Origin of the sequence: Nonomuraea sp. NPDC048892 (assembly GCF_040649735.1) — a bacterium.
In the GTDB taxonomy this organism is placed as follows: Bacteria; Actinomycetota; Actinomycetes; order Streptosporangiales; family Streptosporangiaceae; genus Nonomuraea; species Nonomuraea maheshkhaliensis.
The window spans coordinates 14,656-38,713 of record NZ_JBEZFZ010000035.1; the positions used below are offsets into that span (position 1 = coordinate 14,656).

General features: G+C 70.8%; 16 protein-coding genes. 5 read left to right on the forward strand and 11 right to left on the reverse strand.

The genetic code is table 11. The annotated features are described in order from the left end of the window. Positions 1 to 17: 17 nt before the first annotated feature. Both cydC and AB0C28_RS50320 read right to left on the reverse strand, forming a co-directional pair. Entirely contained in the window at positions 18 to 1,787 is a 1,770-nt protein-coding gene (gene cydC / locus AB0C28_RS50315; RefSeq protein WP_358083714.1) for a thiol reductant ABC exporter subunit CydC, read from the reverse strand. After that, positions 1,784 to 3,499, reverse strand: a complete 1,716-nt coding sequence (locus AB0C28_RS50320) for an ABC transporter ATP-binding protein (protein WP_358083716.1) — start codon at positions 3,497 to 3,499, stop codon at positions 1,784 to 1,786. The genes cydC and AB0C28_RS50320 overlap by 4 nt, the downstream gene beginning before the upstream one ends. 115 nt (positions 3,500 to 3,614) lie before the next feature. Between AB0C28_RS50320 and AB0C28_RS50325 the strand changes: the two genes are divergently transcribed. The 3 genes from AB0C28_RS50325 to AB0C28_RS50335 are packed head-to-tail and all read left to right on the forward strand — an operon-like array spanning position 3,615 to position 6,889. Beyond that, entirely contained in the window at positions 3,615 to 4,817 is a 1,203-nt protein-coding gene (locus tag AB0C28_RS50325) for an ABC transporter substrate-binding protein (protein WP_358083719.1), read from the forward strand. Continuing rightward, positions 4,801 to 5,865, forward strand: coding sequence for an iron ABC transporter permease (locus AB0C28_RS50330; RefSeq protein ID WP_357857216.1), 1,065 nt, complete (start codon positions 4,801 to 4,803; stop codon positions 5,863 to 5,865). Before AB0C28_RS50325 ends, AB0C28_RS50330 begins: the two co-directional genes overlap by 17 nt. Continuing rightward, positions 5,858 to 6,889: an ABC transporter ATP-binding protein gene (locus AB0C28_RS50335; protein WP_358083722.1), complete on the forward strand. Its 1,032-nt coding sequence runs from the start codon at positions 5,858 to 5,860 to the stop codon at positions 6,887 to 6,889. Before AB0C28_RS50330 ends, AB0C28_RS50335 begins: the two co-directional genes overlap by 8 nt. Positions 6,890 to 6,908: 19 nt before the next feature. On the opposite strand, the gene AB0C28_RS50340 is transcribed toward AB0C28_RS50335, so the two are convergent. Further along, complete coding sequence (locus AB0C28_RS50340; RefSeq protein WP_358083725.1) at positions 6,909 to 7,928, reverse strand: hypothetical protein; 1,020 nt, start codon at positions 7,926 to 7,928, stop codon at positions 6,909 to 6,911. After that, complete coding sequence (locus tag AB0C28_RS50345; protein WP_358083728.1) at positions 7,925 to 8,443, reverse strand: SigE family RNA polymerase sigma factor; 519 nt, start codon at positions 8,441 to 8,443, stop codon at positions 7,925 to 7,927. Before AB0C28_RS50345 ends, AB0C28_RS50340 begins: the two co-directional genes overlap by 4 nt. A gap of 681 nt (positions 8,444 to 9,124) precedes the next feature. Between AB0C28_RS50345 and AB0C28_RS50350 the strand changes: the two genes are divergently transcribed. Next, positions 9,125 to 10,114, forward strand: coding sequence for an AraC family transcriptional regulator (locus tag AB0C28_RS50350; protein WP_358083731.1), 990 nt, complete (start codon positions 9,125 to 9,127; stop codon positions 10,112 to 10,114). 33 nt (positions 10,115 to 10,147) lie between these two features. Here the strand turns inward: AB0C28_RS50350 and AB0C28_RS50355 are convergent, their stop codons facing one another. From AB0C28_RS50355 to AB0C28_RS50385, 7 genes are all read right to left on the reverse strand, one after another. Further along, positions 10,148 to 12,304: an AfsR/SARP family transcriptional regulator gene (locus AB0C28_RS50355; protein ID WP_358083734.1), complete on the reverse strand. Its 2,157-nt coding sequence runs from the start codon at positions 12,302 to 12,304 to the stop codon at positions 10,148 to 10,150. Positions 12,305 to 12,469: 165 nt separating this feature from the next. Next, entirely contained in the window at positions 12,470 to 13,624 is a 1,155-nt protein-coding gene (locus tag AB0C28_RS50360; protein WP_358083737.1) for an acyl-CoA dehydrogenase family protein, read from the reverse strand. 51 nt (positions 13,625 to 13,675) lie between these two features. Then, positions 13,676 to 14,776 (reverse strand): lantibiotic dehydratase C-terminal domain-containing protein, encoded by a 1,101-nt coding sequence (locus tag AB0C28_RS50365; RefSeq protein ID WP_358083740.1) that lies wholly within the window; start codon positions 14,774 to 14,776, stop codon positions 13,676 to 13,678. Between the two features lie 20 nt (positions 14,777 to 14,796). Continuing rightward, complete coding sequence (locus tag AB0C28_RS50370; protein WP_358083743.1) at positions 14,797 to 17,553, reverse strand: lantibiotic dehydratase; 2,757 nt, start codon at positions 17,551 to 17,553, stop codon at positions 14,797 to 14,799. 27 nt (positions 17,554 to 17,580) lie between these two features. After that, positions 17,581 to 19,200 carry a SagB family peptide dehydrogenase gene (locus tag AB0C28_RS50375; protein WP_357857241.1) on the reverse strand — a complete coding sequence of 540 codons (1,620 nt, stop codon included), beginning with the start codon at positions 19,198 to 19,200 and terminating at the stop codon, positions 17,581 to 17,583. 38 nt (positions 19,201 to 19,238) lie between these two features. Further along, positions 19,239 to 21,203: a TOMM precursor leader peptide-binding protein gene (locus AB0C28_RS50380; protein WP_358083746.1), complete on the reverse strand. Its 1,965-nt coding sequence runs from the start codon at positions 21,201 to 21,203 to the stop codon at positions 19,239 to 19,241. Next, positions 21,194 to 23,407 (reverse strand): TOMM precursor leader peptide-binding protein, encoded by a 2,214-nt coding sequence (locus AB0C28_RS50385; protein WP_358083749.1) that lies wholly within the window; start codon positions 23,405 to 23,407, stop codon positions 21,194 to 21,196. Before AB0C28_RS50385 ends, AB0C28_RS50380 begins: the two co-directional genes overlap by 10 nt. Before the next feature lie 344 nt (positions 23,408 to 23,751). Between AB0C28_RS50385 and AB0C28_RS50390 the strand changes: the two genes are divergently transcribed. Further along, complete coding sequence (locus AB0C28_RS50390; protein ID WP_245956185.1) at positions 23,752 to 23,949, forward strand: thiazolylpeptide-type bacteriocin; 198 nt, start codon at positions 23,752 to 23,754, stop codon at positions 23,947 to 23,949. The last annotated feature ends 109 nt before the right edge of the window (positions 23,950 to 24,058 follow it).

A 24,058-nucleotide genomic window follows, 5' to 3' on the forward strand; every position in this document is an offset into this window, starting at 1 on the left:
GCCGTTCGGCGCTGATTTCACGGATCATGTGCTGACCTCCTTCCCATGGGTGGTTGTCGCAGCTGGTGGCGGACCAGCCGGGCGTAGGTGCCGCCGGCTGCCACCAGCTCCGCGTGCGTGCCGATCTCGGCGACCTCGCCGCGATCGAGCACGATCAAGCGGTCGGCGGTGCGGATCGTGGAGAGCCGGTGGGCCACCAGCAGGGTGGTCCGGCCGGCGCGGACCCGGGCCATGGCCAGGCCCAGCAGCCGCTCGCTCTCCGCGTCCACGTTGGAGACGGGCTCGTCGAGGATGAGGACGGGCGCGTCGCGCAGCAGCGCGCGGGCGATGGCGATGCGCTGCCGCTGGCCGCCCGAGACCCGTGCGCCCCATTCGCCGACGACGGTGTCGTAGCCGTCGGGGAGCTCCTCGGTGATGAAGTCATGCGCCAGCGCGGCCCTGGCGGCGGTCTCGATCTCCTCCCGGCTCGCGCCGGGCCGGCCCAGCGCGATGTTCTCGGCGACCGTCCGGTTGAGCAGGTAGATCTCCTGCGGCACCACGCAGATCAGCTCGCGCAGGTCCTGGTCGGCCAGGTCACGCAGGTCGTGCCCGGCGACCCGCACCGAGCCCGCCTCCGGGTCCCAGAAGCGGAGCAGCAGGCTGGTGAGCGTGGACTTGCCCGCGCCGGAGTGTCCCACCAGCGCGACCGTCTCCCCGGCGGCGATGTCGAACGTGACGCCGGACACGGCTGAGGGCAGCCCTGCCCCGTACCGGAAGGAGACGTCGCGGAAGGAGACGCCGAGCGCCGCCGGCAGGGCGGGCAGCGGCGCCGGCGCGGCCGGTTCCGGGGCCATGGCCGGCGTGTCGACGACCGCGAAGACGCGTTCGCCCGCGGCGGCGACCACGCCGAGCTCGCGCGCGGCGTCGCTCAGCTTGGTGACGGGCGCCAGCGCGGCGGCGGCCAGGACCACCGCGGCCGGATAGAGCGCCACCGGCATCGCGGCGGTGGCGACCAGGGCGGCCGATGCGCCGAGCACGCCGACGACTCCCAGCCCGATCAGCAGGTCGGTCGCGGCACGTTCGGCGCCGACCCGGCCGGCGTGGGCGAGCTGCGCCTCGTGCAGGTCGCGGCCGTGCGCGCCGAGCCGGGCCAGGAAGCGCTCCTCCTGGCCGAAGGCGGCGATCTCGCGCAGCCCCTGCACGCCGTCCACGGCGGTGGCGTTGAGCCGGCCGAGGCGCAGCCGCCACGCGCGGCCCTGGACGGCCGCCCGCCCGCGGAGCCAGGCGGGGACGAAGGCCACCAGGCCGGCGACCGGCAGGACGACGAGGGCGAGCGCCGGGTGGATGAACGACAGGGCCGCCACCGACCCGGCCGGCACCACGACCGCGACGCACAGCGGGCTCAGGGTGTGGGCGAAGAACACCTCCAGCCGCTCGACGTCGTCCATGACCGTCGCGGCCAGGTCACCGGAGCGGTGCCCCTTGGGGTGCGCGGGCGCGATCCGCTCGAAGCCCGCGTACAGCCGCTCCCGGATGTCGACCAGGATCCGGAAGGCCATGTCGTGGGCGAGGTGCGACTCCACGAAGGCCAGCACCGCGCGGGGGAGCACCAGGCAGGCCAGCACGATCAGCCCGGGACGCAGCTCGGCCGCGCCCGCGCCGGTGATCGCGGCGCCGGCCACCCAGGCGCCGGCCGCGGCGATCGCCACGGTGAGGGCCTGGTCGAGAACGCCGCTGCCGATCGCGCCTGCCAGGTGCAGCCGGTAGGGCCGCACCAGGGACAGCAGGGGGCGCAGTCCGGAGATCATCGGCTCACCGCCTGCGCCGCCACCAGCCGCTGGTATCCGGCCGAGCGTTCGAGCAGTTCGGCGTGGGTGCCGGTGGCGGCGACCCTGCCGTGGTCGAGCAGCAGGATGCGGTCGGCGTCCCGTACGGTCGACAGCCGGTGGGCGATGACCAGCGTGGTACGGCCGGCGGCCAGCCGGTCGAGGGCCCGCTGGATCTCCGCCTCGCCGGCCGAGTCGATGCTGGAGGTGGCCTCGTCCAGGACGAGGATCGGCGCGTCCTTGAGTAGCGCGCGGGCGATGGCGACGCGCTGCCGCTCCCCGCCCGACAGGGTGACGCCGCGCTCGCCGACCACGGTGTCGTACCCGTCCGGCAGCCTGGAGATGAAGTCGTGGGCGCCGGCGGCGACGGCGGCCGCCTCCACCTGGCCGGTGTCGCCGCCGGGCCGGCCGAGCAGGAGGTTGTCGCGAACCGTGCCGTGGAAGAGGTAGGTGTCCTGGGCCACCACGGCGATCAGGCCGCGTAACCGGGCCAGGGACAGCTCCCTGACGTCCTGCCCGCCGAGCAGGACGCGCCCCGACCTCGGGTCGAAGAAGCGCAGCAGCAGCGAGACGATCGTGCTCTTGCCCGCGCCCGACCGGCCGACGATCGCGACCGTGCGGCCCTCCTCCACCGTGAACGACAGGTCCGAGACGACGTCCCGCCCGTCGCGGTAGCCGAAGGACACGCGGTCGAACGAGATCGACGCGGACGCCGGCGGCGGCTGCGGCCGCCGCGGCCCGGTGACCGCCGGTGCGGCGTCGAGCAGCTCGAAGATCCCGCCGGCGGCGGAGATCGCCGGGTAGGCGGAGTGGTAGGCCTTCTGCAGCTCTTCCAGCGGACGGAAGGCCTCGCGGGCCAGCAGCAGGACCAGCAGCAGGCCCAGGACGTCGAGCTGCCCGGCGGCCAGCCGCAGGGAGCCGAGCCCGATCGCGAGGCAGACGCCCGCGACCGACAGCAGCCCCATCGCGCCGGTGCGCAGGTTGGCCACCGCCACGAAGCCGATCGAGGCCCGGTAGAAGTCGTGGGACTCGCGCGCCAGCTCCCGGCCGCGCTCGCGGCTGACGCCGAACGCCTTCAACGTCGTCATGCCCTGCAGCACGTCGAGATATTCGGCGCCGAGCCGCCGCCACAGCCCCCAGAACCAGCCCGCCCGCTCGGCCTGCAGCCGCCGGGCCAGCAGCGGGGTCGCGGTGATCGCGAGCGCCCCGGCGAACAGGACGCCGCCGATGAGCGGATCGACGAGGACGAGCCCGGTCAGGATGGCCAGCGCGCCGAGGACGGCGCCCAGCAGCTGGGACAGGAAGCGGCTGACGTACACGTCGATCTTCTCCACGCCGTCGACCACCGTCGCCTGGGTGGCGCCCGTCCGGTTGGCCGCGGTGTAGCCGGGCCCCAGCTCGAAGAGCTTGGCGTACAGGCGCTTGCGCAGGGAGTCCTTCACCGCCCGCCCGGTCGTCACGACGACCAGCTCGCCCGCCCAGAGCAGGGCCGCCCTCGTCACCAGCATGACCGCGACGACGGCCAGCGGGACGAGCACGCCCTGCCACGGCGCGCCGGCGAACACGGCGGCCAGGGCCTGCGCGATGGCGACGCCCTGGCCGACGTGGGTCGCGGTGACGGCGAGCGTCACCGCCGTGCCGAGCGCCAGCCGGCCGCGCGCGGCGGCGGCCAGACGTAACAAACGCGGAGTCATCGGGGCAACCCGTTGCCGAGACGACGCGGGTTTGATAACCGTTGTCATATTCAAGGACGCTAACCCGGCATCGACAGGCGCGCAACAGTTGTGGAGGAAAAGGATGAAACGCTTAATGTGTCTGCTTCTGGTCGCCGGGCTCGCCGCCTGCGGCAGCCCGGCGCCCCGGGCGGCTCCGGTACGGCCCGGCTGCGTGACGGAGTTCTCCGCCGAGCAGGACTACTTCCCCCACCAGGTCAAGGCCGAGTACGCCAACGGCTGGCAGGTCCGCTACGAGCGCTCGTACAAGGTGCTGAAGACGACGGTGCAGGCGGCCGGCGGGCACGCCGAGGCCGGCAGCCGCGAGATCGACAGCACCTACGTGCTCCTGCGGTGCGGCGCGCCCCGGCCGGAGCTGACCGGCGAGCTGGCGGGCGCCACCGTCATCGAGGTGCCCGTCAGGACGATGGTCGACGGCGGCAGCGTCCTGTACGCGTCGCTGGAGAAGCTGGGCCTGGCCGACGCGCTGACCGGCTCCGCCGAACCGTTCATCGGCGACGTCGAGGCGCCCTACCTGCCCAGGGTCGCCGAACGGATCAAGGCGGGCGAGGTCGCCGAGATCGGCTACGAGGTCAACTACGAGGCCCTGGCCGACGCCGACCCCGACTTCTACACCAACTACGCCGGAGACGACCAGACCTTCAGCAAGATCGAAGAGCTCGGCATCCCGGTGGTCTACTACTTCCCCTACACCGAGACGCCGCTCGGCGCGGCCGAGCAGATCAAGTTCCTGTCCCTCTTCTTCGACGCCGAGCAGCGGGCCCAGCAGGTGTTCGACCCGATCGAAGAGCGCTACCTGAAGCTGCGCGCTCAGATCGACGTGTACGTCGCCGGCAAGAAGCGACCCAAGGTGCTGATCGGCGCCGTCGGCGAGTCGGGATCGGTCACCACCAGGCAGCGCGAGCGGTTCGAGCCCCAGCTCGTCCGCGCGGCCGGCGCGGAGCCGGTGCCCGACCTGCCCGGCGGCGGCATCGCGGCCCTGTCGCTGGAGAAGTTCCTCGACACGGGAGCGGACGCCGACTACTGGATGGACCTGGTCTTCTTCCCCAAGCACCGGACGGGAGCCGACTACCTCGCCGCCGACGACCGGCTCGCCCGCCTGCCCGCGCTGAAGAACGGCAGAACCTTCCACCGCGTCGGGACCCGCGGCTCCGACTACTTCCTCAACGGCGCGCTGGAGGCCGACCTGATCCTGCGCGACCTGGTGAACCTCCTGCACCCCGAACTCCTGAAGAGCGGCGATGACCTTCAGTTCGTCAAACGTGTCCCGGCCGAGTAGCGCCCGCCGCGCCGTCGTCCTCGCCGTGCTCGCCGCCGCCGTGCCGGCCGCCTTCCTGGCCACGCTGGCCTGGGGGTCGGTCAACGTGCCGCTGGACGAGGTCGTCGCGATCCTGCGCGGGCAGGAGCCGGCTCGCGGCACCTGGCGGGCCATCGTGCTCGACCTGCGCCTGCCCCGCGCGGCCACGGCGGTCCTCGCCGGGACGGCCATGGCGCTGGCCGGGCTCGCCATGCAGACGTTGTTCCGCAACGCCCTCGCCGAGCCGTACGTCCTCGGGGTCACCTCGGGAGCGGGGCTCGGCGTGGGCCTGCTCCTGCTGCCGCAGGGCGCGACCACCGGCGTGGGCGCCTCACTGCTGGCGGGACTCGCCCCGCTGCACGGGCTCGGCGTCGTCGGTGCCGCCGCCCTGGGGGCCTTCGCCGTCCTGCTGGTCATGCTGGCCGTCGCCGGGCGGGTGCGGAACATGGTCATCGTCCTGGTGGCTGGCATCATGGTCGGCTCCTTCCTCGGCGCGATCACCAACGTGCTGGTGTTCTTCGCCCGGCCCGAGGCCGTGGTGGCCTTCACGCAGTGGCAGTTCGGCAGCTTCGAGGGCGTGCGGGCGGCCCAGCTCCCCGTGCTCGCCGCCGTCGTGGCCGCGGGCGCCCTGCTGCTGACCCTCTTCGTCAAACAGCTGAACGTGTCGCTGCTGGGGGAGCGGTACGCCCAGAGCATGGGCGTGTCCCCGCGGCGGGTGCGGATCGTCGCCATCGCCGCCACGGCCCTGCTGTCCGGCGCCGTCACCGCCTACACCGGGCCGATCGCCTTCCTCGGCATCGCCGCACCGCACCTGGCGCGGGGCCTGCTCGGCACGGCCGACCACCGGCTGCTGATCCCCGGCTCGGCGCTGCTCGGCGCGCTGACCGCCCTGGCCGCCGGGATCTTCGCCCAGCTTCCGGGGACCGGGCTCACGCTGCCGCTCAACGCCGCGCTCGCGCTGCTCGGCGCGCCCGTCGTGCTCCACGTACTGCTGCGGATCAACCGCGGAGGAGGAGGCTTCCATGTCTGACGAACGGCTGGCCACCACGGACCTCAGCGTGGGCTACCGGCGCCGCGCCGTGCTCTCCGGCATCGACGTCACCCTGCGCGCAGGGGAGCTGACCTGCCTCGTCGGCGCGAACGGCATCGGCAAGTCCACCCTCATGCGCACCCTCGCCCGCGCCCAGCCGCGGCTCACCGGACGCATCGAGCTGCGCGGGCGGCCCATCGCCGACCTCTCCCCGCGCGAGCTCGCCGCGGAGCTGGCCATCGTCCTCACCGACCGGGTCGCCGCCGGGCAACTGCTCGGCTACGACCTCGTCGCCCTCGGACGCGCCCCGTACACCGGATGGTTCGGCCGGCTCGACGACGCCGACAGGCGCACGATCGAGCGGGCCCTGGACACCACCGGTGCCGGGCACCTGGCCGGCCGTCCGGTGACGGAGCTCAGCGACGGCGAGCGCCAGCGCCTCATGATCGCGCGGGCGCTCGCCCAGCAGCCCTCCGTCCTGCTGCTCGACGAGCCCACCGCGTTCCTCGACCTGGCCGCCCGGCTGGAGCTGGTCGAGCTGCTGCGCTCCCTCACCCACGAGCACGGCCTGGCCGTCCTGATGTCCACCCACGACGTCGAGCACATGCTGCGGCACGCCGACTCGCTCTGGCTGATCACCCCGGAACGCGAGCTGATCAGCGGCGCGCCGGAGGAGATCGGGCTGGCCGGGCACCTGCGGCGCCTGCTCCACGACGCCGCCACGTTCGACCCCCGAACCGGCACGTTCACCTGGGACACCGGCCAGGCGGCCACCGCCCGCGTCACGGCGCCGCCCGGCTGCCCGGCCGACCTGCTCTCCTGGACCGTCCACGCGGTGGAGCGCGCCGGATACCGCGTCAGCGAGCGCGGCGCCGAGGTCGACGCCGAGCGCGACGCCGAGCGCGACGCCGAGGTCGACGTCGATGTCACGGTCGAGGTGCGGGCGTCCGGCGGCTGGCGGGTCGGCCCGCACCGGCTCGACTCGGTGACGGCGCTGGTCGCCCGCCTGCGCGACGGCGGCTGACGGATCGTGGCGCCGGAGCCTACTTCCGGTAGACGCCGATGGCCCACTTCACCGGCCGGTTGGTGGACTCGCCCCAGAACCCCACCCGCCCCGTGACGGTGACCCGCTTGCCCTTGGGCACCGTGAACTCCTCCATCGCCGTCGGGAACGGGCCCTCCTTCCAGACGCCGCAGCCCGAGCGCGTGGGCGACTCCTTGCCGCCGACCTGATATTTGAACCACATGCGTCCGGCCAGGTCGCCGGAGCAGATCTGGTCGATGCCGATGGGGTCGCCGGTGCCCACCACCTGCATCTCGATCGTCGACTCGCCCGGCCAGGCGCCCCTGAACTGGGCGATCATCCTCTTACCGGCCAGCCGCTCGGGCATCGCCCTGACCGGCTCGGGGGTGACCATCCTGGCGGGCGGGATCCACTGATAGACCGCGAGGTCCCAGTCGGACCGCTGGGGCTTGACCGGCTCGCACGGCCCGTTTCTGGTCCGCATGACGCAGCCTCCGCCGGAGGTGGTCCGGTCGAACGTGACCGTGACCTCCTCGGCGTCCTTCGGCACGATCAGCGGCCGCAGCTCCATGTCCTCGGGGCACGGTGAGAAACCGTGCGGGCCCGTGTTCCTGCCGTTCACCAGGACCCGTGGCGACGCGCCGGCCTCGCCGTCGCACCGCGCCGCGACGTCCAGCGGCTCTCCGGAGACCGGGATCGTGACCGAGGTCTTCACGCCCGACGCGACGAGCCTGGTCGTGGCCAGCCGGCGGTAGACGGTGCCGTCGGGGGCGGTGTAGCGCTCGGGCAGGCCGGACGCGGGTTCGGCGGTGACCGTCGTCGCGGGTGGGGGCTCCTCGGCCGTACCGGGAAGCAGGGCGACGATCACCACGACGGCGGCCACCACCGACGCCACCGACACCGCCCCGCCCACCATCGCCCGCCTGCGCATGCGGCGCCGGCGGATGCGGGCGCGGACCTCGTCGTGGCGGTGCGGGTTCGCGGGCGACGGCCCCTCGGCCCGCTCCCGCAGGACGTCACGCAGATCTTGTACGGTCACCGGCGCAGCTCCTTCACCATCGCCTCGTCCTGTCGCAGCTTCGTCAGCGCCTTAGCGGTCTGGCTCTTGACCGTGCCCTCCTGGCAGCCCAGCAGCCCGGCCACCTCGCTCACGGGCAGGTCCTCGTAGAAGCGCAGCACGATCACCGCGCGCTGACGGGCCGGCAGCCGGCCCACCGCCCGCCACAGCTCCTCGCGCCTCCCGCCGGCCAGATCACCGGCCAGATCACCGGCCGGGTCGCCGGCAGTGTCGTGCGGTGCCGCCTCGGGGAGGTCGTCGCTCGGCAGCTCTCTGCGCCACCGCCGCCGCCACCATGACGTGTACGTGTGCACCAGCACCTTGCGTACGTACGCCTCGGGCTCGTCGATGCCCGGCCAGGCGAACCACGCCTTGGACAGCGACTCCTGCAGCAGGTCCTCCGCGATGCCCCAATCCCGGGTCAGCAGATACGCGGTCCGTAACAGCCGGTCCGACCGCGACACCACGAAATCCTGAAATATCGCCCTATCCGCCAACTTGACGTGCCTCCTGTGCGAGCCGGTTGACGGTAGTGACGCATCGACCGCCCCGTCAGGTTGCCCGCCCACACGACCACACGGCACCTGGCGGTGTCTCGAACACCGCTCCGCCCGCTGCGCCCACGAGGCGTCCCGTTAACCTTCGGACCATGACATACGACCATGACCCTCTCGACAAGCTCGCCGCCCTTGTCCCCCCGCCATCGTCGCCCCTTTTCGGCTCACGCGCGCCTGGAATGACGTTTTCGCCGATCTCGGATTACGCCTTCTCGACAAACAGGGTTGTGCTCCAGCGGCTCAGGAAATGGTGACCGTCGGGAATCATGAGTGGGCGTCCGGCAGCCGATATCGCAGTAGCCTTCTTGTGCAGGGCGCAAATAGTCATCTGCTGGTGTGTGAAAGGTGGTAGTCGCGCCTTCCTCAGTGTGACCCAGAGTCCGGACGTTCGCCGCCGCCCTGACGACTGGGTCGCCATGGCATGACGCAGCCTGCGACAGCGGCCTCTGGCGCCAGGGACCTGGCGGGCCGAGACCCGAGTTTATCCGCGCATCCGGTGAGGCGTGAATTATTTACAAGTACTTGGAACTGTCCGGATCCGCGTTTACAGTATCGCCGCCTGTCGCTAGCCTGCTGACCGCAGGAGGAAGAGTTGCCAGAGTGTGCAGGGAGCGTGGTGCGATGAGAAATGTCAATGCGCAGGAACGAGAATACGCACCGGACTTATCGATAAAATATCCGGCCGTCGCCGCGGAGGTCGACCAGTTACGAGAATTGCTGGAGCAGCAGTACCCATCGTACTTCCTCCAGATCATCAAGCCCCATCCGAGCGGCGCTCGCTACCAGCTGCTCCACACCGGAAAGGCCACGCTCTACACCGCGTCCTACGGCGGAGAGATCCGCACCGGGACGTCGGAGTCGATGAACTTCTACGCGATCATGCCGCTGCACGGAGCCGGCGAGGTGGCGATCAACGGGGAGGACGTCTCCGCGCCGATCTCCCTCATCGGCCCCCAGCAGAAGATCGACATGCGCTGGAGCATCGACCACGAAGTCATGGTGATGCAGATCCCGTCGGCACTGCTCCAGGAGGCGCTGGAGCCTTACCTGGGTGATCCGGTCAAGGAGCGGTTGCGGTTCGAGCCGAGGGCCGGCACCGGCAGCGCGCTCGGCCGCACGTTCAGCATGCTGTCGTCGATCGGTGCGGCAGGTTCGCTGCCGTTCTCGGCCTCGAAGCTCGCCGAGCACCACTTCGAGCAGTTCCTGCTGCACACCCTGCTCTCGTCCCAGCCGCACAACTACTCCCACGAACTCGGCCGGCCCCCCGCCTCGTGGACCTCCGCCGCGCTCCGGCGGGCGATCCGCTACTGCGAGGACCACGCCGGCGAGCCGATCACCCTCGCCGACATCGCCGCCGCCGCCAGGGTCAGCGTCCGCACCCTCCAGCTCGGCTTCCGCGAGCATCTGCAGACCACCCCGATGGCCTATCTCCGCTCCGTACGGCTGGCGCACGCCCACGCCGACCTGGTCCACATCGCCGGGACGGACAGCCCGGCGACCGTCACGGACGTGGCACTCCGGTGGGGATTCACCCACCTCGGCCGCTTCGCGGCCCTTTACCGGCAGACCTACGGCCGGCCGCCGTCCAGCACCCGGCAAGGACGCCGGTGAGCCTGGCGGCCGCCTGACCCTGAGCAGGCCCGTTCAAGCGGGTGCCTGGTCCGCTCGTTCGAGGTCGATCGCCACCGCCGCGATGATCTGCCGCGCCCGGATCACGGCCGCGATGTCACCCAGTTGTTCGGCCGCCTTCAGCGCGGCCTCATGGATGCCGGCCTTCGCGCGCCAGTCGCTGCGATGGTCGCACCAGGGCGTCAACGCCGCCGCCAGCTGGATGACATGGGAGGGGAAGTCGTTCCTCAGCGCCTGGCGCAGCACGGTGAACAGGACCGTGTGCTCGGCCCGGAACCACTCCAGCGCCTGCCCGCGGCAGGTGAGGCGCTCCGGCCGCACCCCGGGAGCCGGCGGGCTGGGCACGATCACGAGCGCCTCCGGCGTGAGGAGCCGCGTGGCCCGGTACGCGGTGTGCAGGTAGTGCTCGATCACCCGCCGTGCCGCCTGCCGGTGCAGCCGGACGTCGGCGATGCGGGCGAGATCGTGCGCGTATGTACGGAGCAGGTTGTGCAGCGTGACCCTGCCGGGAACGGCCTCGGCCACCAGATGCGCCTCCAGGAGCACGTCCAGCAGCCGATCGGCCTGCACCCTGTTGACGGCAGCCAGACTGGCCACGGCCGCCCGGGCGATGTCGGGCCCCGGATGGATCGCCAGCAGCGAGAACAGGCGGGCCGCCTTGGCGGGCAGGAGGTCGTAGGAGTGGGAGAACACGGTGCGCATGTCGGTGCGGGCGTCCCGGGTGGCCAGCACGCTGACGTCGGTGCGGGCGCGGCGCAGTTCGGCCGAGAGCGCCGCGAGCGGAGCGGACGGTGCCGCGGTCGCGCGGCCGGCCGCGATGGCCAGGGAAAGGGGCAGCCGCCCGCACAGATCGATGATCTCATCGGTGGCGCGCGCGTCGGCCTCGACGCACTCGCGGCCCAACCGGCCGGCCAGCAGTTGCCGGGACTCGCGATGGGTGAGGACGTCCAGCGTGAGCAACGCGGCCGCGTGCCGGCTGACCAGGCTGTTCAGCCCCTGCCGGCTGGTGATCACCACCATGCACGCGGTGCCTCCCGGCAGCAGCCCCCGAACCTGGTCGGCGTCGCGGGCGTTGTCGAGCAGCACCAGCGCGCGCCGGCCTGCCAGCAGCGTCCGGTACAGCGCGATCCTGGCCTGCGGATCGACCGGGATCCGGGGTTTCGCCACGCCCAAGGTCTGCAGAAAGCTGGACAGAACGTCATGCGGGTCCAGTGCGCTCTCGCCCGGCCCGAAGCCCTGCAGATCGGCGTACAGCTGACCGTCAGGGAAGCGTTCGGCGGCCAGGTGCGCCCAGTGCACGGCCAGGCAGGTCTTGCCGACGCCGGCGGTGCCGGTGATGACGCAGACGCTGCTGTTGCCGCCGAGCAGCCCGTCCAGCCGCTTCAGCTCCTCGTCCCTGCCGGTGAACTCGGCCACGTCCGCCGGGAGCTGGCGGGGCGTGATCGGCGCCGCCCGCACCGCGCGGTCCTCCAGCAGGCCGGCGTGAATGCGCCGCAGCTCGGCGGAAGGGGCGGTGCCCAGCTCCTCGCTCAGCCCGCGCCTGAGCCGCTCGTACGCCGACAGAGCCTCGGCCCGCCTGCCGCAGCCGTCCAGCGCCAGGAGCAGGCGCGCCCACAACGGCTCGTGCCACGGATGACGGGCCACCAGCCTGCGTGCCTCGGGCACCAGCTCACTGTGGCGTCCCGCGGCCAGCCCCAGGTCGAGCCAGCGCTCGGCGGCGGACACGTGCATATCCAGCAGGTGCGCGGCGTCGGCCCCGTGCAGCGCCGGAGAGTCGATCCCCTCGAACGGCTGCCCCCGCCACAGGGCCAGCGCCCGCTCCAGGGCCGCCGGCTCGGCTTCGGTGTCGCGCGCCTGCGCCGCCTCGGCGAGCAGCCGGCGAAACAGCAGCGCGTCGACCCGATCGGGTTCCACCCGCAGGTGGTAGCCCAGTGACGTCGTCTCGATCGCCTCCGCGCCGAGCGTGTTGCGCAGCCGGGCGATGTAGGTGTGGACGCTGCGCCTGACGTTGTCCGGCAGATCACCCGCCCATACCACCGAGGCCAGCCGATCCACCGACACCGTCTCGCCCGCCGACAGCGCGAGGACGGCCAGCAGCGTCCGCAGCCGGTTCGAGCCCAGCTCGACGCGCGCCGTTCCCAGCCGCACGTCGAAGGGGCCCAGGACGGCCACGCGCAGATCCCTCCCCGCATCGGCGGTCACGCGGACCGGCCTTCCGGCGTCCGGCTGCCCTTGATCGTCTGCCACACGCGGACGAGCCTAGCCACCGGCCCATGTCGGAAATATCCACCTCACGTCCTGTCCGCTGCGTGTTCGGGATAGCGGAAGCGCAGGCCCTCAGAAGACCGGCTGGGTGGGGGCCATGCCGAGGCGGACACGTCCGACGGATTCGAAGAAGGCGGCGGAGTGGTTGTGGTGCTGAAGCGCGACCATCCCGTCGCGGAAGAGCCGCTCGACGCTGTTGCCCTGGTAGATCGAGGCGGAGCTGCCCAGCTCGTACATGGCCGTCAGCACGTCGCGGCTGGTCTGCGCGGCGTGACTCATGGCGGCGCGCAACGCGGCGCGCAGTTCGAGGGTGACGGGCGTGGCGTTCTCTCCGGCGAGGTCGAGGTCGCGCGCCGCGGCCAGCAGGAGCAGCCGGGCGGCCTGGAGCGCGGCCTCGGACCGGGCGATGACCGTCTGGGTGTGCGCCGACGCGGCGAGCGTGCCGCCGGTCATCGTCCGCTTCGAGACCACGAGTGCGGCCGTCTCCTCGATGGCGCTCTGGGCCACCCCGAGAACGACGGCGGAGCAGCCGGGGACGACGAGCGAAGGAATGTAGCCCTGGTAGCGGGGGCGCTGGACGCGGGCCGGCACGTCCACGCGCGCGACCAGGTCGCCGGGCACGACGGCGTCCTCGACCATGACACTGTGACTTCCCGAGCCGCGCAGGCCACTGGAGTGCCAGGTGTCCTTCACCGACAGTTGCTCCCGGCGCAGCATGAAGAAGCGCACGTCGAGCATGCCGTCGTCGGTCAGGAGCACGTTGTCGCCGTCCTTGATGTAGGCGGCCGCGGCGAACCAGTCGGCGTGGTTGATCCCGCTGACGAGCTTCCAGTGCCCGGACAGCCGGTAACCTCCGTCGCACGGCACGGCGGTCCCCACCATGCTCGACGCCGCGAAGACCGGCTCGGGACCCGATCCCCAGATCCGGGCGTTGCCCGGCTCGTCGAGCAGTGCGCCGATGAATCCCCAGTTGGCGTTCCACACGATCCATCCCGCGGAGGCGTCGAGCCGGCCGAACCCCTCGTACACCTTCAGCACGGTCTCCAGCGGGGCTTCGAAGCCGCCGAGCTCACGTGGCGTGAGCAGGCGGAAGGCGCCGCTGTCGCGCAACTCGCGCACCAGCTTCTCAGGGAGGTCCCGCCCGGCCTCCATGTCGCCGGCGGCCGCGCCGATGGCGGCCTCCAGCTGCGCGGGAAGATCCAGCAGGTGGGCTGTCCGCATGGTCATGTGCTCACTTCGTTCAAGATCGAGATTCATGGTCGAGATTCGTGGCCGGGGTCAGGACGTGGATTCCGCATGGTCCTTAAGGGTGCGCGCCAGGAGGTACGCGAGGTACGCCTCGTCGGCTATCGGCAGGCCGAGCCGGTTGTTCGTCATGTGCAGGTACGACGCGAGCAGATGCGGCAGCAGGATCTCGGGATCGGAGATCACCTTGGGCGCCCTGGAGGTGCCCGCCTTGACGAAGGTGAGCCGGCCGGCGCTCCCGTGCTCCAGCACCTGCTCGCGCAGGCTCTCCCAGTGCCTGGCCCACATCGCCCGGAAGCCGGTCAGCCGGTCCGGCTCGCCGCGCCTGATGCTGTCGTGCGTGTCCATGAACCGGGCCGCGAGCACGTCCTTCATCGAGTCATAACACATGCGGTAACGGGCGCTGTTGTCCTCGACGATTCGGGTCGTCGAGCTCCAGTAGTCGAGCCCGAACGACGAGTTCCAGTAGTCGTGATAACGCTCCAGGAAAGTCGCCATCCGGCCGGTGTCCCGCATGAAAGTGGAGACGCTGATCATCATGAGCTGGGCGGCCAGGCCCAGCAGCACCGGCCTGACGTGCACGTTGGCCGTCCGCAGCAGTCCGATCACCAGATCGCTGGAGAATTCGAAGTGCCGCTCCGCGAGAGGTATCCCGGCCTGCCCGCCGTAGCGATCGTATTCCGGGTGATAGGCGCGGTAATGGAAGGTGTTGTTGTCCTGGACGGGGATCCGCCCCTCCGGGTACATCCGGCGCCGCTCGTTCTCGTCCGGATATTCCATGATGAACAGATCTTCCTGCGCCTTCAGCATGTCCTGGTCGAACGCGTACAGCGCCGGGCGGCTCGCCAGGAACTCCCGCACGGCGGCCTCGGCGGCCGTGCGCACCGCGGAGGTGGCCGCCTCCGTGACCGGCTTCAGCCGCAGCCGGACGTGCGGGCCCTCCATCCAGTAGTTGATGAAGAAGTACCGCTCCAGCAGCCCGCGGTCACGAAGGTCGCGGACCAGCGGTGCGACGCAGTCGGTGAGCATCGCCTGGGAATTGGCGCTGTAGAAGATGTGCAGCGCCTGCCACTCGCCCGGCGCCGAGGCAGGTCGCGACCGAGGATCCCCGACGGTGTGCGGCTCTGTTGTCATCCCTGAACTCCCCTGTCTGATCAGTGACCGCGCAGCGGCCGGGTCGTGCCGGTGATCTCGATGGTCTGCTCGGCCACGTACCGTCCCTCAGCCGACCTCAGCCAGATCTGCTCAAGGTCGGGAAGCATCTCTTCGAGCACGATCAGGCGATTGCCCTCACGCGCCATCCGGTCCAGCAACTGGAGCGAGAGAACGCTGCCGAAGTCGATGTACTGGGGCTTGAACGTCGGCATGGAGGTGCCCGCGCCGGGCTTGAGCGGCACCGCGCCGAGCGAGGCGAAAACCCGCTGCGGCAGGCCGTGCTCCCGCTGCCAGCGCCGCCAGGCGAGGAACGACTCCGCGTCGCCGTCCCCGGCGCCGCGCGCGGGGAGGAATTCGGGATGCACGGTCCACCTGCGTCTCGACACGACCACGTCGCCGACGCGGACTCTCGGCCGGCTGCTGATCGTCGTGATCCGCTCGTGGGCGCGCGTGCCGCCCCACAGGTCGATCGTGGCGAAGATGGTCCGGGAGAACAGCAGCATCGCCCGCTGCACCTGCGGCAGCGCCGGCGGAATGATGAAGCCCAGGTAGACCGGGATGACCTCGCGGCCCAGGCGCCACGAGTACAGCCGCAACCTGCCGGTCCGCTCGTCGTGGAGCACGCTGAGCTCGTCCACCGCGATCTGTTCTGACTCGTCCCGGAAGCTCACGTCGCCAGGACAGACCAGTTCGTACGGGGTGATCGCCGGATGCAGGTTCAGGTTCGTGGTGTCGTACCCGCCCGTGACCTCGGCGAACACCGCGTCGGCCGGTTGCAGCTTGGCGAGTTCGTCCCGCAGTTCGGCGGCCAGCCCACCGCGTTCGGCGTCGTCGAAGCAGTGCATGAAGCGGGAGAACAACAGGGTCAGGCCGCTGTAGGTCTGGTTCACCACGGCGAACGGCGTGCCGCCGTCGTCGCCGAGCTGCACGAAGAAGCTTCTCGGCTCCAAGTCGAGCAGATGATCGGGCACCAGAGCGGAGACCTCGTCGACGAACTCGTCGTCGAGCAGCACCTCGGTGCCGGACGCCGTGGCCAGTTTCATGCGGCGGATCAGTTCCTGCCGCGCCCGCGTCATCGCCTCCACCTCGGGCAGCCGCAACCAGTTCGGGTCGGGGACGAACACGCCGTCCTCGTCGAAGTTCGGCCGCGAGGTGACCTTCAGGTAGTAGGTGTAGTAGTCCTGGTGGAATTCGTGCACGAACCGCAGCACGTCGTCGCAGCGTCCACCGACTCCGTAGCGGGCGGTGAAGAATCCGTGCAGGCTCAGCCGCTGCGGCACGGTGGAGTCGAACAGCGGCAGCAACCGTGCCACCTGGCACAGGGAGGGGGTCAGCGATTGCCGCCATTTGTCCGGGTCGGCCACCGCGCCGGTGCCGGGGACGCTGACGTCCTCGTACACCAGGTTGCTCGGCGTGCTGGGCCGCGCCGCGCCGAGCTCGCGTTGCGTTTCCTCCAGGCCGGCCCTGATCATGCCGAGCAGCCTTCTGCGGGCCTCGTGATCGGCTGACGGGTACAGCTTCACCAGGTCGGAGATGGCGCCGAGCCGGTCGGCGACCGCCTGTGCCCATGGGGCGTCCAGCCGTTCCAGGCCGTGCCGGAACGACTCCACCGGGTCGGCGCTGTGCACGTCCAGGTGCAGGGCCGGCGCCACGAGCAGGCCGAGCTGGAGCAGGCGGCGCAGATACTCGCGCACATCCTCGGGGGAACGGTTCGGCCGATCGGCCGCGCTGAGCAGCTCGGCCAACTGCCCGAAGGACACCTCCGCCCGCTCGCCCAGGATCCGCATGACCTCCTGCAGCAGGGTGCCCTGACGGAGGAAGAAGAGGTTCTCCCGCATGCTGTCGGCACCCGTCGGGGTGTCGTCGTCACCGACCACCCGGATCCGCCGCACGTAGCGCACCCGTTCCGTGTCGGCGCGCGAGCCCGACGTCAGGCGCATCGTGAGCTCCGGGCGCAGGTCGAGCCGGTCGACGATGACGTCGATCAGGCGGGCGAGCGCCGCGACGTTGAGCCGGGCGTGGCTGCGCCAGACGACGTCGAGGTCGAGGTGCGGGAAGAGGGACCCGCTGCCGGGTACGAACCGCCCGAGCGCGACCGCGGTGAACGTGCTGAACGGGCTCGTCTTGCAGGCGGTGCGGTACACGTACTCCAGCAGCGACCGCTCGATGCGGCGGGCGCGCTTGTTCAGCGGGCCGTCCCCGGCGTCGAGATAGGCCGGCAGGTAGCGGTCCAGCGACGGAGACGCCAGCAACACGCCCTTGCGCAGCCTCGGATCGCGGGCGAGTTCACGCAGGTGGGCGCGGGCCAGGCCGGTCTCATCGGCCACGATGGCGGCGCCGCGCCGGAGTTCCTCGTCATAGGCGGCGCGCTGGTCGAGCCAGCCGAGCAGGGCGGCTCGACCCTGGTCGTCGAGGTGCGCGGCGAGCGCCCTGGCTGAGGCCAGGTCCTTGGGGAGGCGGCGATTGAAGACATCGCGCCGCAACGTGAGCAGCCGGCGACGCTGCTGCTCGTCGTCATTGTCCGCGACGGACTCCTGCAGCGCGTCGGCGATCACCTGCTTCGCCGCGTCCATGGCGGTCTCGGCCGCCAGCAGGGTGTCCGCCCATCGCGTCCCCTGAGGGTTGGTCAAGGGGGCCACGGCGTCGATGGGCATCCCGGCCACCCGCAGCATGAACTGCGGGGTGACGATCCACTGCCTGCCGTCGTCCCGGCCCGCAGGGGCGTCCGTGCCCAGCGGGAAATCATGGTCTATCACCCGTGTCACCTCTTCGGGTCGGTGAGATCAGCGGAGCCGGAAGCGGAAGTCGGGAGCCTGCTGGCGCTCGTGTCCCAGCATCATGATCAGCAGGGGCCATTCCTGGTCGGTGTCATCGCCGCTCAGGTCGCGCCGCCTGTCCAGGTGCTCGGCGTACGAGACATTGTCGAAGCCGAGCGCGGCCCCGCAGCCGATGTTCGCCGCGGCCGCGGCCAGATACATGGCCTGGGCGGCGGCGCCGACCTCCGCGTTGAGGAACCGGTAACCGCGCTGGCCGGTGGCCGCGATCACCGCGTGCGGCCGTGCCAGCACGGTGACGACGGCGGCGACCTGCTCCATGTTGTAGTTGTTCAGGAAGTAGTTGCGCTGCAGGAACGACGCGCTCACACCGGTGCCGAGGGGCAGCAGCGTGTTGGCGGCGACGTCGTAGTCGTAGGCGTCCGGGGGGACGCCGTCGACGTGGCTCGCGAGCACGGCCAGCCTGGTGAGCTCCGGCGTGCCGTCCGGCTGTTTGACATCCGACACGAGCCGGGCTCCCAGGGTTCCCGCGCGCAGCACCGCGGCCAGTTCGGCCTGTCCGAGACGGTGGTGTGCGCTGAATCTGCCGAAGCTGCTGCGGCGAGCGCGCAGGGCTTCCCGTACGGTGGCGTCGAGCGGGAGCGGATCGGCCAGCTCGATCGCGTCGCCGCTGCCGCCGCTGTGGTTCGGCTTTGCCGCTTTCAGCCGGTCAGCCGGTGCATCGCCGGTCGGCGGAGTGGTGACGGTCGAGGCGTGGACGCGCTCGATCGCGGGATGCCGGACGACCGTACGTGACCGTTCCGTGGGGACGGCGGTGACGCGAAGTCCGGGCCGGCCTTCCGGGGACGGGCCCCCGCCGCCGGGCAGCGGCACCACGGCGAACACGCTCTCCTCGTGCGTCCGTACGCCCAGCAGCCGGTTGAGTGCTTCCTCGTCGAAATTGAGCAGCGGGCGCAGCGGAAAGCCGGCCGCTCTCGACCACAACTGCCACGTCCCCAGCGCCGTGCCCACGTCCATGGTGACCACGTGGTAGCCGAAGTTCTGGTACTTGAAGGCGTTCTTCCAGAACTTGACCGTCACGAGCAGGAACTGGTCGCCCGCGGCCTCCGCCGGCGCGATCGCCTGCCGCACCTGGCTCGTCACGTCACCGATCAGCAGTCTTTGCACACCGTGCTGGGCCGGCGAATAGTTGTAGACGCCCGGCAACATCGGCCCGCCGGGCCCGCAGACCCAGTAGATCTCGAGCGGGTACAGGCCGCCCCCGGACGCCGTGCCGCGAGACCACACCGCGCGCGGGTAATGCGGCAGGGCCACCGTGTCGTCGTTGACCGTGACCGCCAGCCTGCGCCCGCCGTAGGCGTAGGAGTCGCGCAGCATCTCGTAGAGCATCGGCAGGGTGAACGCGCCGCCGTCCCCGGGCGGCTGCCCGGTCAGGCTCGCTTCGAGTGAGGCGAGCGCGACCTGCGTGGCCGGCAGCGGGACGGGCGTGATGCCGGGGTAGACGTTGTGCATGCGCGGCTGGTCGGCCCAATCGGGTTTCAGGCTCCAGTTCTCCGCCGGCGATCGGTTGCGGCGCATGATCGCGGTGATGTAGTCGCTCGCCGTTTCGAACGCTTGCTCCGTGTCCATGGACGACTCCTCAGGCGCGCCGGTAGCGGCGAGCCGATTCATTGGAAGGGGTGTGGAGCCCGGTTGAGCTCCGAGGCTTCGAGATCGCGGTCGCGGAGTCCGGCCCGGCGCAGGACGGTGCGGGTCCGCGTCATGTGCAGGGCGCGCTGGCGGCCCCACCCGAAGTCGATCGGTAGCAGGCCGGGGATCACCACGCTCGCCGTGCGCAGGCCGATCTCCGCCTGCTCCGGCGAGGTCTGATCCACCACGATCACGTCGAAACCGGCCTTGACCACGGACTGGACGCAGAACCTGAGGTCGTCCAGCAGATCCAGGGTGCGCGGCCGCTCGTCCGGCCTGCCCGGGAACACCTCCTCCACCGGGGGAAGATCGGCCGGCCGGCCGCCGTCGCCGAGCAGATGGGCGGCGTGCCTGGCCATCTCGGGCAACCCGTAGAGCGGGGCGTGATCGGACAGCGAAAGCACCTTGCCGAAGTCGGCCGCCTTCGCGGTGAGCTCTTCGGCGCGCATCTTCGTGTAGCCGGGGAAATCCGGAATCGCGGACGCGACCTCGTACAGGCCGGAGGCGATCGCCTCCTCGGGATCGAGACTGGCGCCGGCCCCGAAGAGCAGCGTGCCCATGCCGCCGTCTCTGCGCTGGGCGACGGCGATCACGACCGGGATCGGAAATTCGATGCTGGCGTCGAACAGCCGCAGGTCGTAGCCGTACATCGAGAGACGATCCATCATCAGCCGGTTGCGGATCCTCGTGCTGCTGTACGGGTCGATCTCGCGCAGGCGCGGCTTGGCGTACCAGGCGATCAGGAACGCGTCACGCTCGACCAGTTCGAGGAGGGCGTGGAGGATGGCCTCTTCCAGGCAGCCGCCGGACGCGCACCCGTTCGAGCATTCCTGGACGAATCTGCCGGTCTGGTCGATCAGGTGGTAATAGGTGATCGCCGCGGGGACCAGAAGGGGGCGCTCGTCGCGCAGCGAGTAGCCCCATACCCACGGAATCGGCAGATCAGGATGGTAGGGCGTGTAATGCCGGGACCTGGCGTAGAACTCTTCGGTGTAGAGGCCGCATTCGGCGGGATCCAGCGCCGAGCTCCGCAGATTCCGGTAGGTGCCGACCACCGGATCGGAGAAGCGCCGGGGCTGGGTGCCGGCGATCCGCTCGTGGGCCTCCAGTATGCCCAGGAGCGTGCTGCGGGCGTAACTGTCGGAGTGGCCGGCCCAGAACGTCTCATGGACGTATCCGCCACCTGGGATGTCGATCCGGCCTTTCACGTTCGCCGTCGTCGTGCTCGTCATGCTCGGCTCCGCGCCGGTGCCGGCCATCCCGCAGACGGGGTTCGCGTACGCGCCGGGTTCCAGGTCGTGGGCCGAGCTGATCCGGAAGTCATCAACTGACCGTTTCGGGCGGCTGCGCAGGGTCATGCGAGCGGCGTCGGCGCTGTCCTCAGCCGGAACAGCGCATCGCGGGCACTGCGCGTCCGCGACGATCGGATGACGCCGCACCGTCAGGTCTTTCAGCCGGAGCTCGTGCACGAACGGATGGCCGTGCCGGTCGGTGTGTTTCCGCTCCGGCGGCATCCGGACGATCTGCTGAACGGTCCGCCAGATCGCCTCCAGGCCGAACCGGGAGAGGAACGGGGACGTGTGGTGCGCGGCGAGCGATGGCCCGCCTTCCAGGGCCTCACGTTCCACGCCGGTCCGCAGCTGTTGCCACCGTCTGGCCAGGCAGTGGAAACAGGGGCGTGTGCTGTCGAACGGGCCGAGCAGCACGGTGTCGCCGTGCACATGGACAGGCAGCAAGCTCGTCGTGTCGGTGCATGTGCCTGTTTCTGTGTCCGGTGCGTCGAGCCGCCGCATCGCGTCCTGCGCGTCGAGGAGCGCCACGCGAACCGTCACGGGACGGTCGAGTCGCCCGGACGTCCGGGCCAATCGATCGTGCAGGTAGCCGGCGACCAGCAGTCGATCGTTCGCGAGCGCCTGTGGGACCCGCTCCTGCATCACTTGCATCGCGTCAGGAGGACCCGGCAGGTCACCATGGCCGCCTGAGACCTGAGTTCCGGAGTCGTGGTGTCGACGACGAGAACGTCGCGGCCCTCGCCGGCGAGCTCGGCGACCAGGGTCGCGAGATCGCTGGGGTCAGCCGGGTCGGTGGTGTCGCTGGGGGAGTCGTCAGTTGCGACCGGTACCGGTTCCCCGGACGTGGGCACGGCCCGGGCGTCGAAACCGGGCAGCAGCGGCTCGCCGAGGTCGACGTCCTCGATCTTCGCCAAGTGCCGGAGCTGGACCAGCCCGGCGAGATCTCGCAGAGCTTCGACGAGCGCGTCCTGCCGGGACGACGCGGCCCGCACGGTCCACAGCGGCCGGTCGGCGGAGTCCGGGATCCGAGCGAGCACGATGCCGGCGTTGCGCCAGGGGGAGAGCTCAAGCACCTCCGGCCGGACGCTCAGGTTGCCGCAGGTCCGCAGTAGGAACTCCAGCTCGGAACCCGTTTCAGGGTCCCCGCACAGGACCGGACGCGGTTCACCCCGTCCGGAAACCGTCGCACGCAGCGCCTCGAACGCGATCGCGGACAACAGGCCCGCCCGGACGGCCTCCCCGATGCTCGCCCCGGCTCCGGCACCCGCCCCGCTCCGTTCGAACCACGAGTCGGCGTTGAGCCCCGACCACGGGTGAACCGCTGCGGCGGGAACCAGCCGCTGTTCCCCGCTCACCAAAGACGTCGCGGGAAGCCACGGGATCGTCTCGCGTTCCTCGAACGCGAGCCCCGTGGAGGTGGACAGGTCGGCGGGGGCGAGCGTGTGCGGCAGCTCCGTCGAACCGGTCACCGCGTTCCGGACGCTCGCCACCTGGCCGACGTAGGCGAGCAGCGCGGCGCGCATCGCGCTCCGGCGCGCGACGGGCACGTAGTGCAGGTCGAACGCCGTGATCAGCCGAGTCCGTACATCGGATCCGGCCTGGGCGCCGAGACGGACCCTGCCGACCTTGAGCGGTGACTGGTCCAATGCCGCGTCGTCGAACGACGACAGCACACCCGTGCGGGAGCCGACCAGTTCGTCGGCCTCCTTCAGCAGCGCCCTGAGCCGCTCCCTGTCATCATGATCGGCGTTGTTCGCGGGGCGGAATGGCCGCGGCGCCGTCTCGTGGACGACGGCCGGCGTGACGGGCCTGGCGCCGAAATCCTGGTGTTCCGCGCAGGAGGGGCAGAGCGGGTGCGGCCACAGCCGCTCGCGCCTGGCCTCCAGCGTGGAGACGTCCTGGATCAGGACGCCATGGTCGGTCTCCGCGTCGAAGCAGCCGGTGACCAGCCGGAACAGGTCGAAGGCGAGCAGGTTGCCGACCATCGCCGCGAGCTGCGGATTGAGCCTCGGCGCGGCCAGGCCCGCGGCTCCGCACGCGATGCCGCGCCACAGGGCGGCCGCCTCGCGTGGCTCGGCGTTGGCTCCGTAGCGGAGCATGGAGCACGTCCAGCAGCCCGCGGTCGCCGGGCGGGTGACCGGACCGATGACGACGCTCGAACCGATCGAGGTGGCGGGCAGCACCACGGGGCCGCCGTTCACGCCGATGTCGATCAGCCGCCGCAGCGTACCCATGCCGAGGTCGTCGCCGGACGCGAGCACGAAGTCGTATCCGCTCAGGGCGTGTGGCGTGAGGGCCTCGTCCAGGGTGAGGTCCGGCAGGTGGACCTGCGGAGGGCATCCGGCTTCGGCCAGGTCCGCGACGCATTCCGCCAGTCCCGCCATGGCCGCGGGGGCGCCCTCGGCCGCGCTCTGCGGCGAAGACTCGACCAGGTGCAGTGAGGCGAGCCCGTTGCGCAGCAGACTCTCGGCCGCCGCCCGGTTCACCCGGCCGATGCCCAGCATCAGCACCCTGGCCGTACGGAAGCGCAGAAACCGGGCCTTGGCCTCGTCGACGAAGTGCTCCACATAGTTCAGCTGGGAGGCGAACACCTGCTCGACGGCGGGGTCCAGATCGATGTCGCCCGCCGGAGGCACGTCGCGCGCGAAACCGTTGCCGATCAACGACCGAACCAGGGAGACGACCATCGCCTGCCGTTCAGGCGCGAGGCCCGCGCACAGCTCGGCGAGCGTGTGTTCGCCGGTCAAGTACGGTGCGAGCGAGCACAGGAAACGGTAGGCCCATTGTCCTTTGACGACGTACACCTTTTCGGTGTTGCGCACCACGACTTTGTCGCCGACATCGTAGAACAGCACGTCATGACCCAACCTGGGCCGGGCCGCGAGATCATCGGCCGTCGCCGGCTTTTCCCGTCCCGCTTCTGGCTCAAGCTCGGTAGCAGTCATCGTCGAGATCACTTCCTTGGCGTCCGACGCCATGTGCGTTGTGGTGATGAACAGGCAAGAGACCGTGGGTGGCCGTGGGTGGCCGACCGCCACGCGCCCTCTCCGACCGGCGCTGCGCGTTACGTCTCAGGAGTATGGCCGTAGGTTCTTTCGCTTCTCTTTCGGCTGTTGTCGCAGGTGGCAGCGGTGTGAAAGGGGGTCGTTGCGATACTGCGCCTGTTCGGCCCGATCGTGCGAATGAAAGGAAACGCGCTGTGCGGACCATCGTCGAAAAGCCACTGTCGGATCTGTTCCAGGAGCTGGAGCAGCTGGGGTCGGAGACGTTCGAGGTCTCCGACTACACCGAAGTCGACATCCATCTGTCCCCCGTCGCGGCCGCCACGAGCTGCTGCGGTTCCACCAGCACCACGAGTACGAGCTGCAGCAGCGGGACCCAGAGCGGAGAGTGCTAGGGATCCGCGGCAGAGCTGCCTGCGCCGCGGGATCAGCGTGACGTCACCGATCTCGGCTCGGCCGTTGATCTCCCGCTGACGCCGTCGGCTGCTCGCGGGCTCCGCGGGC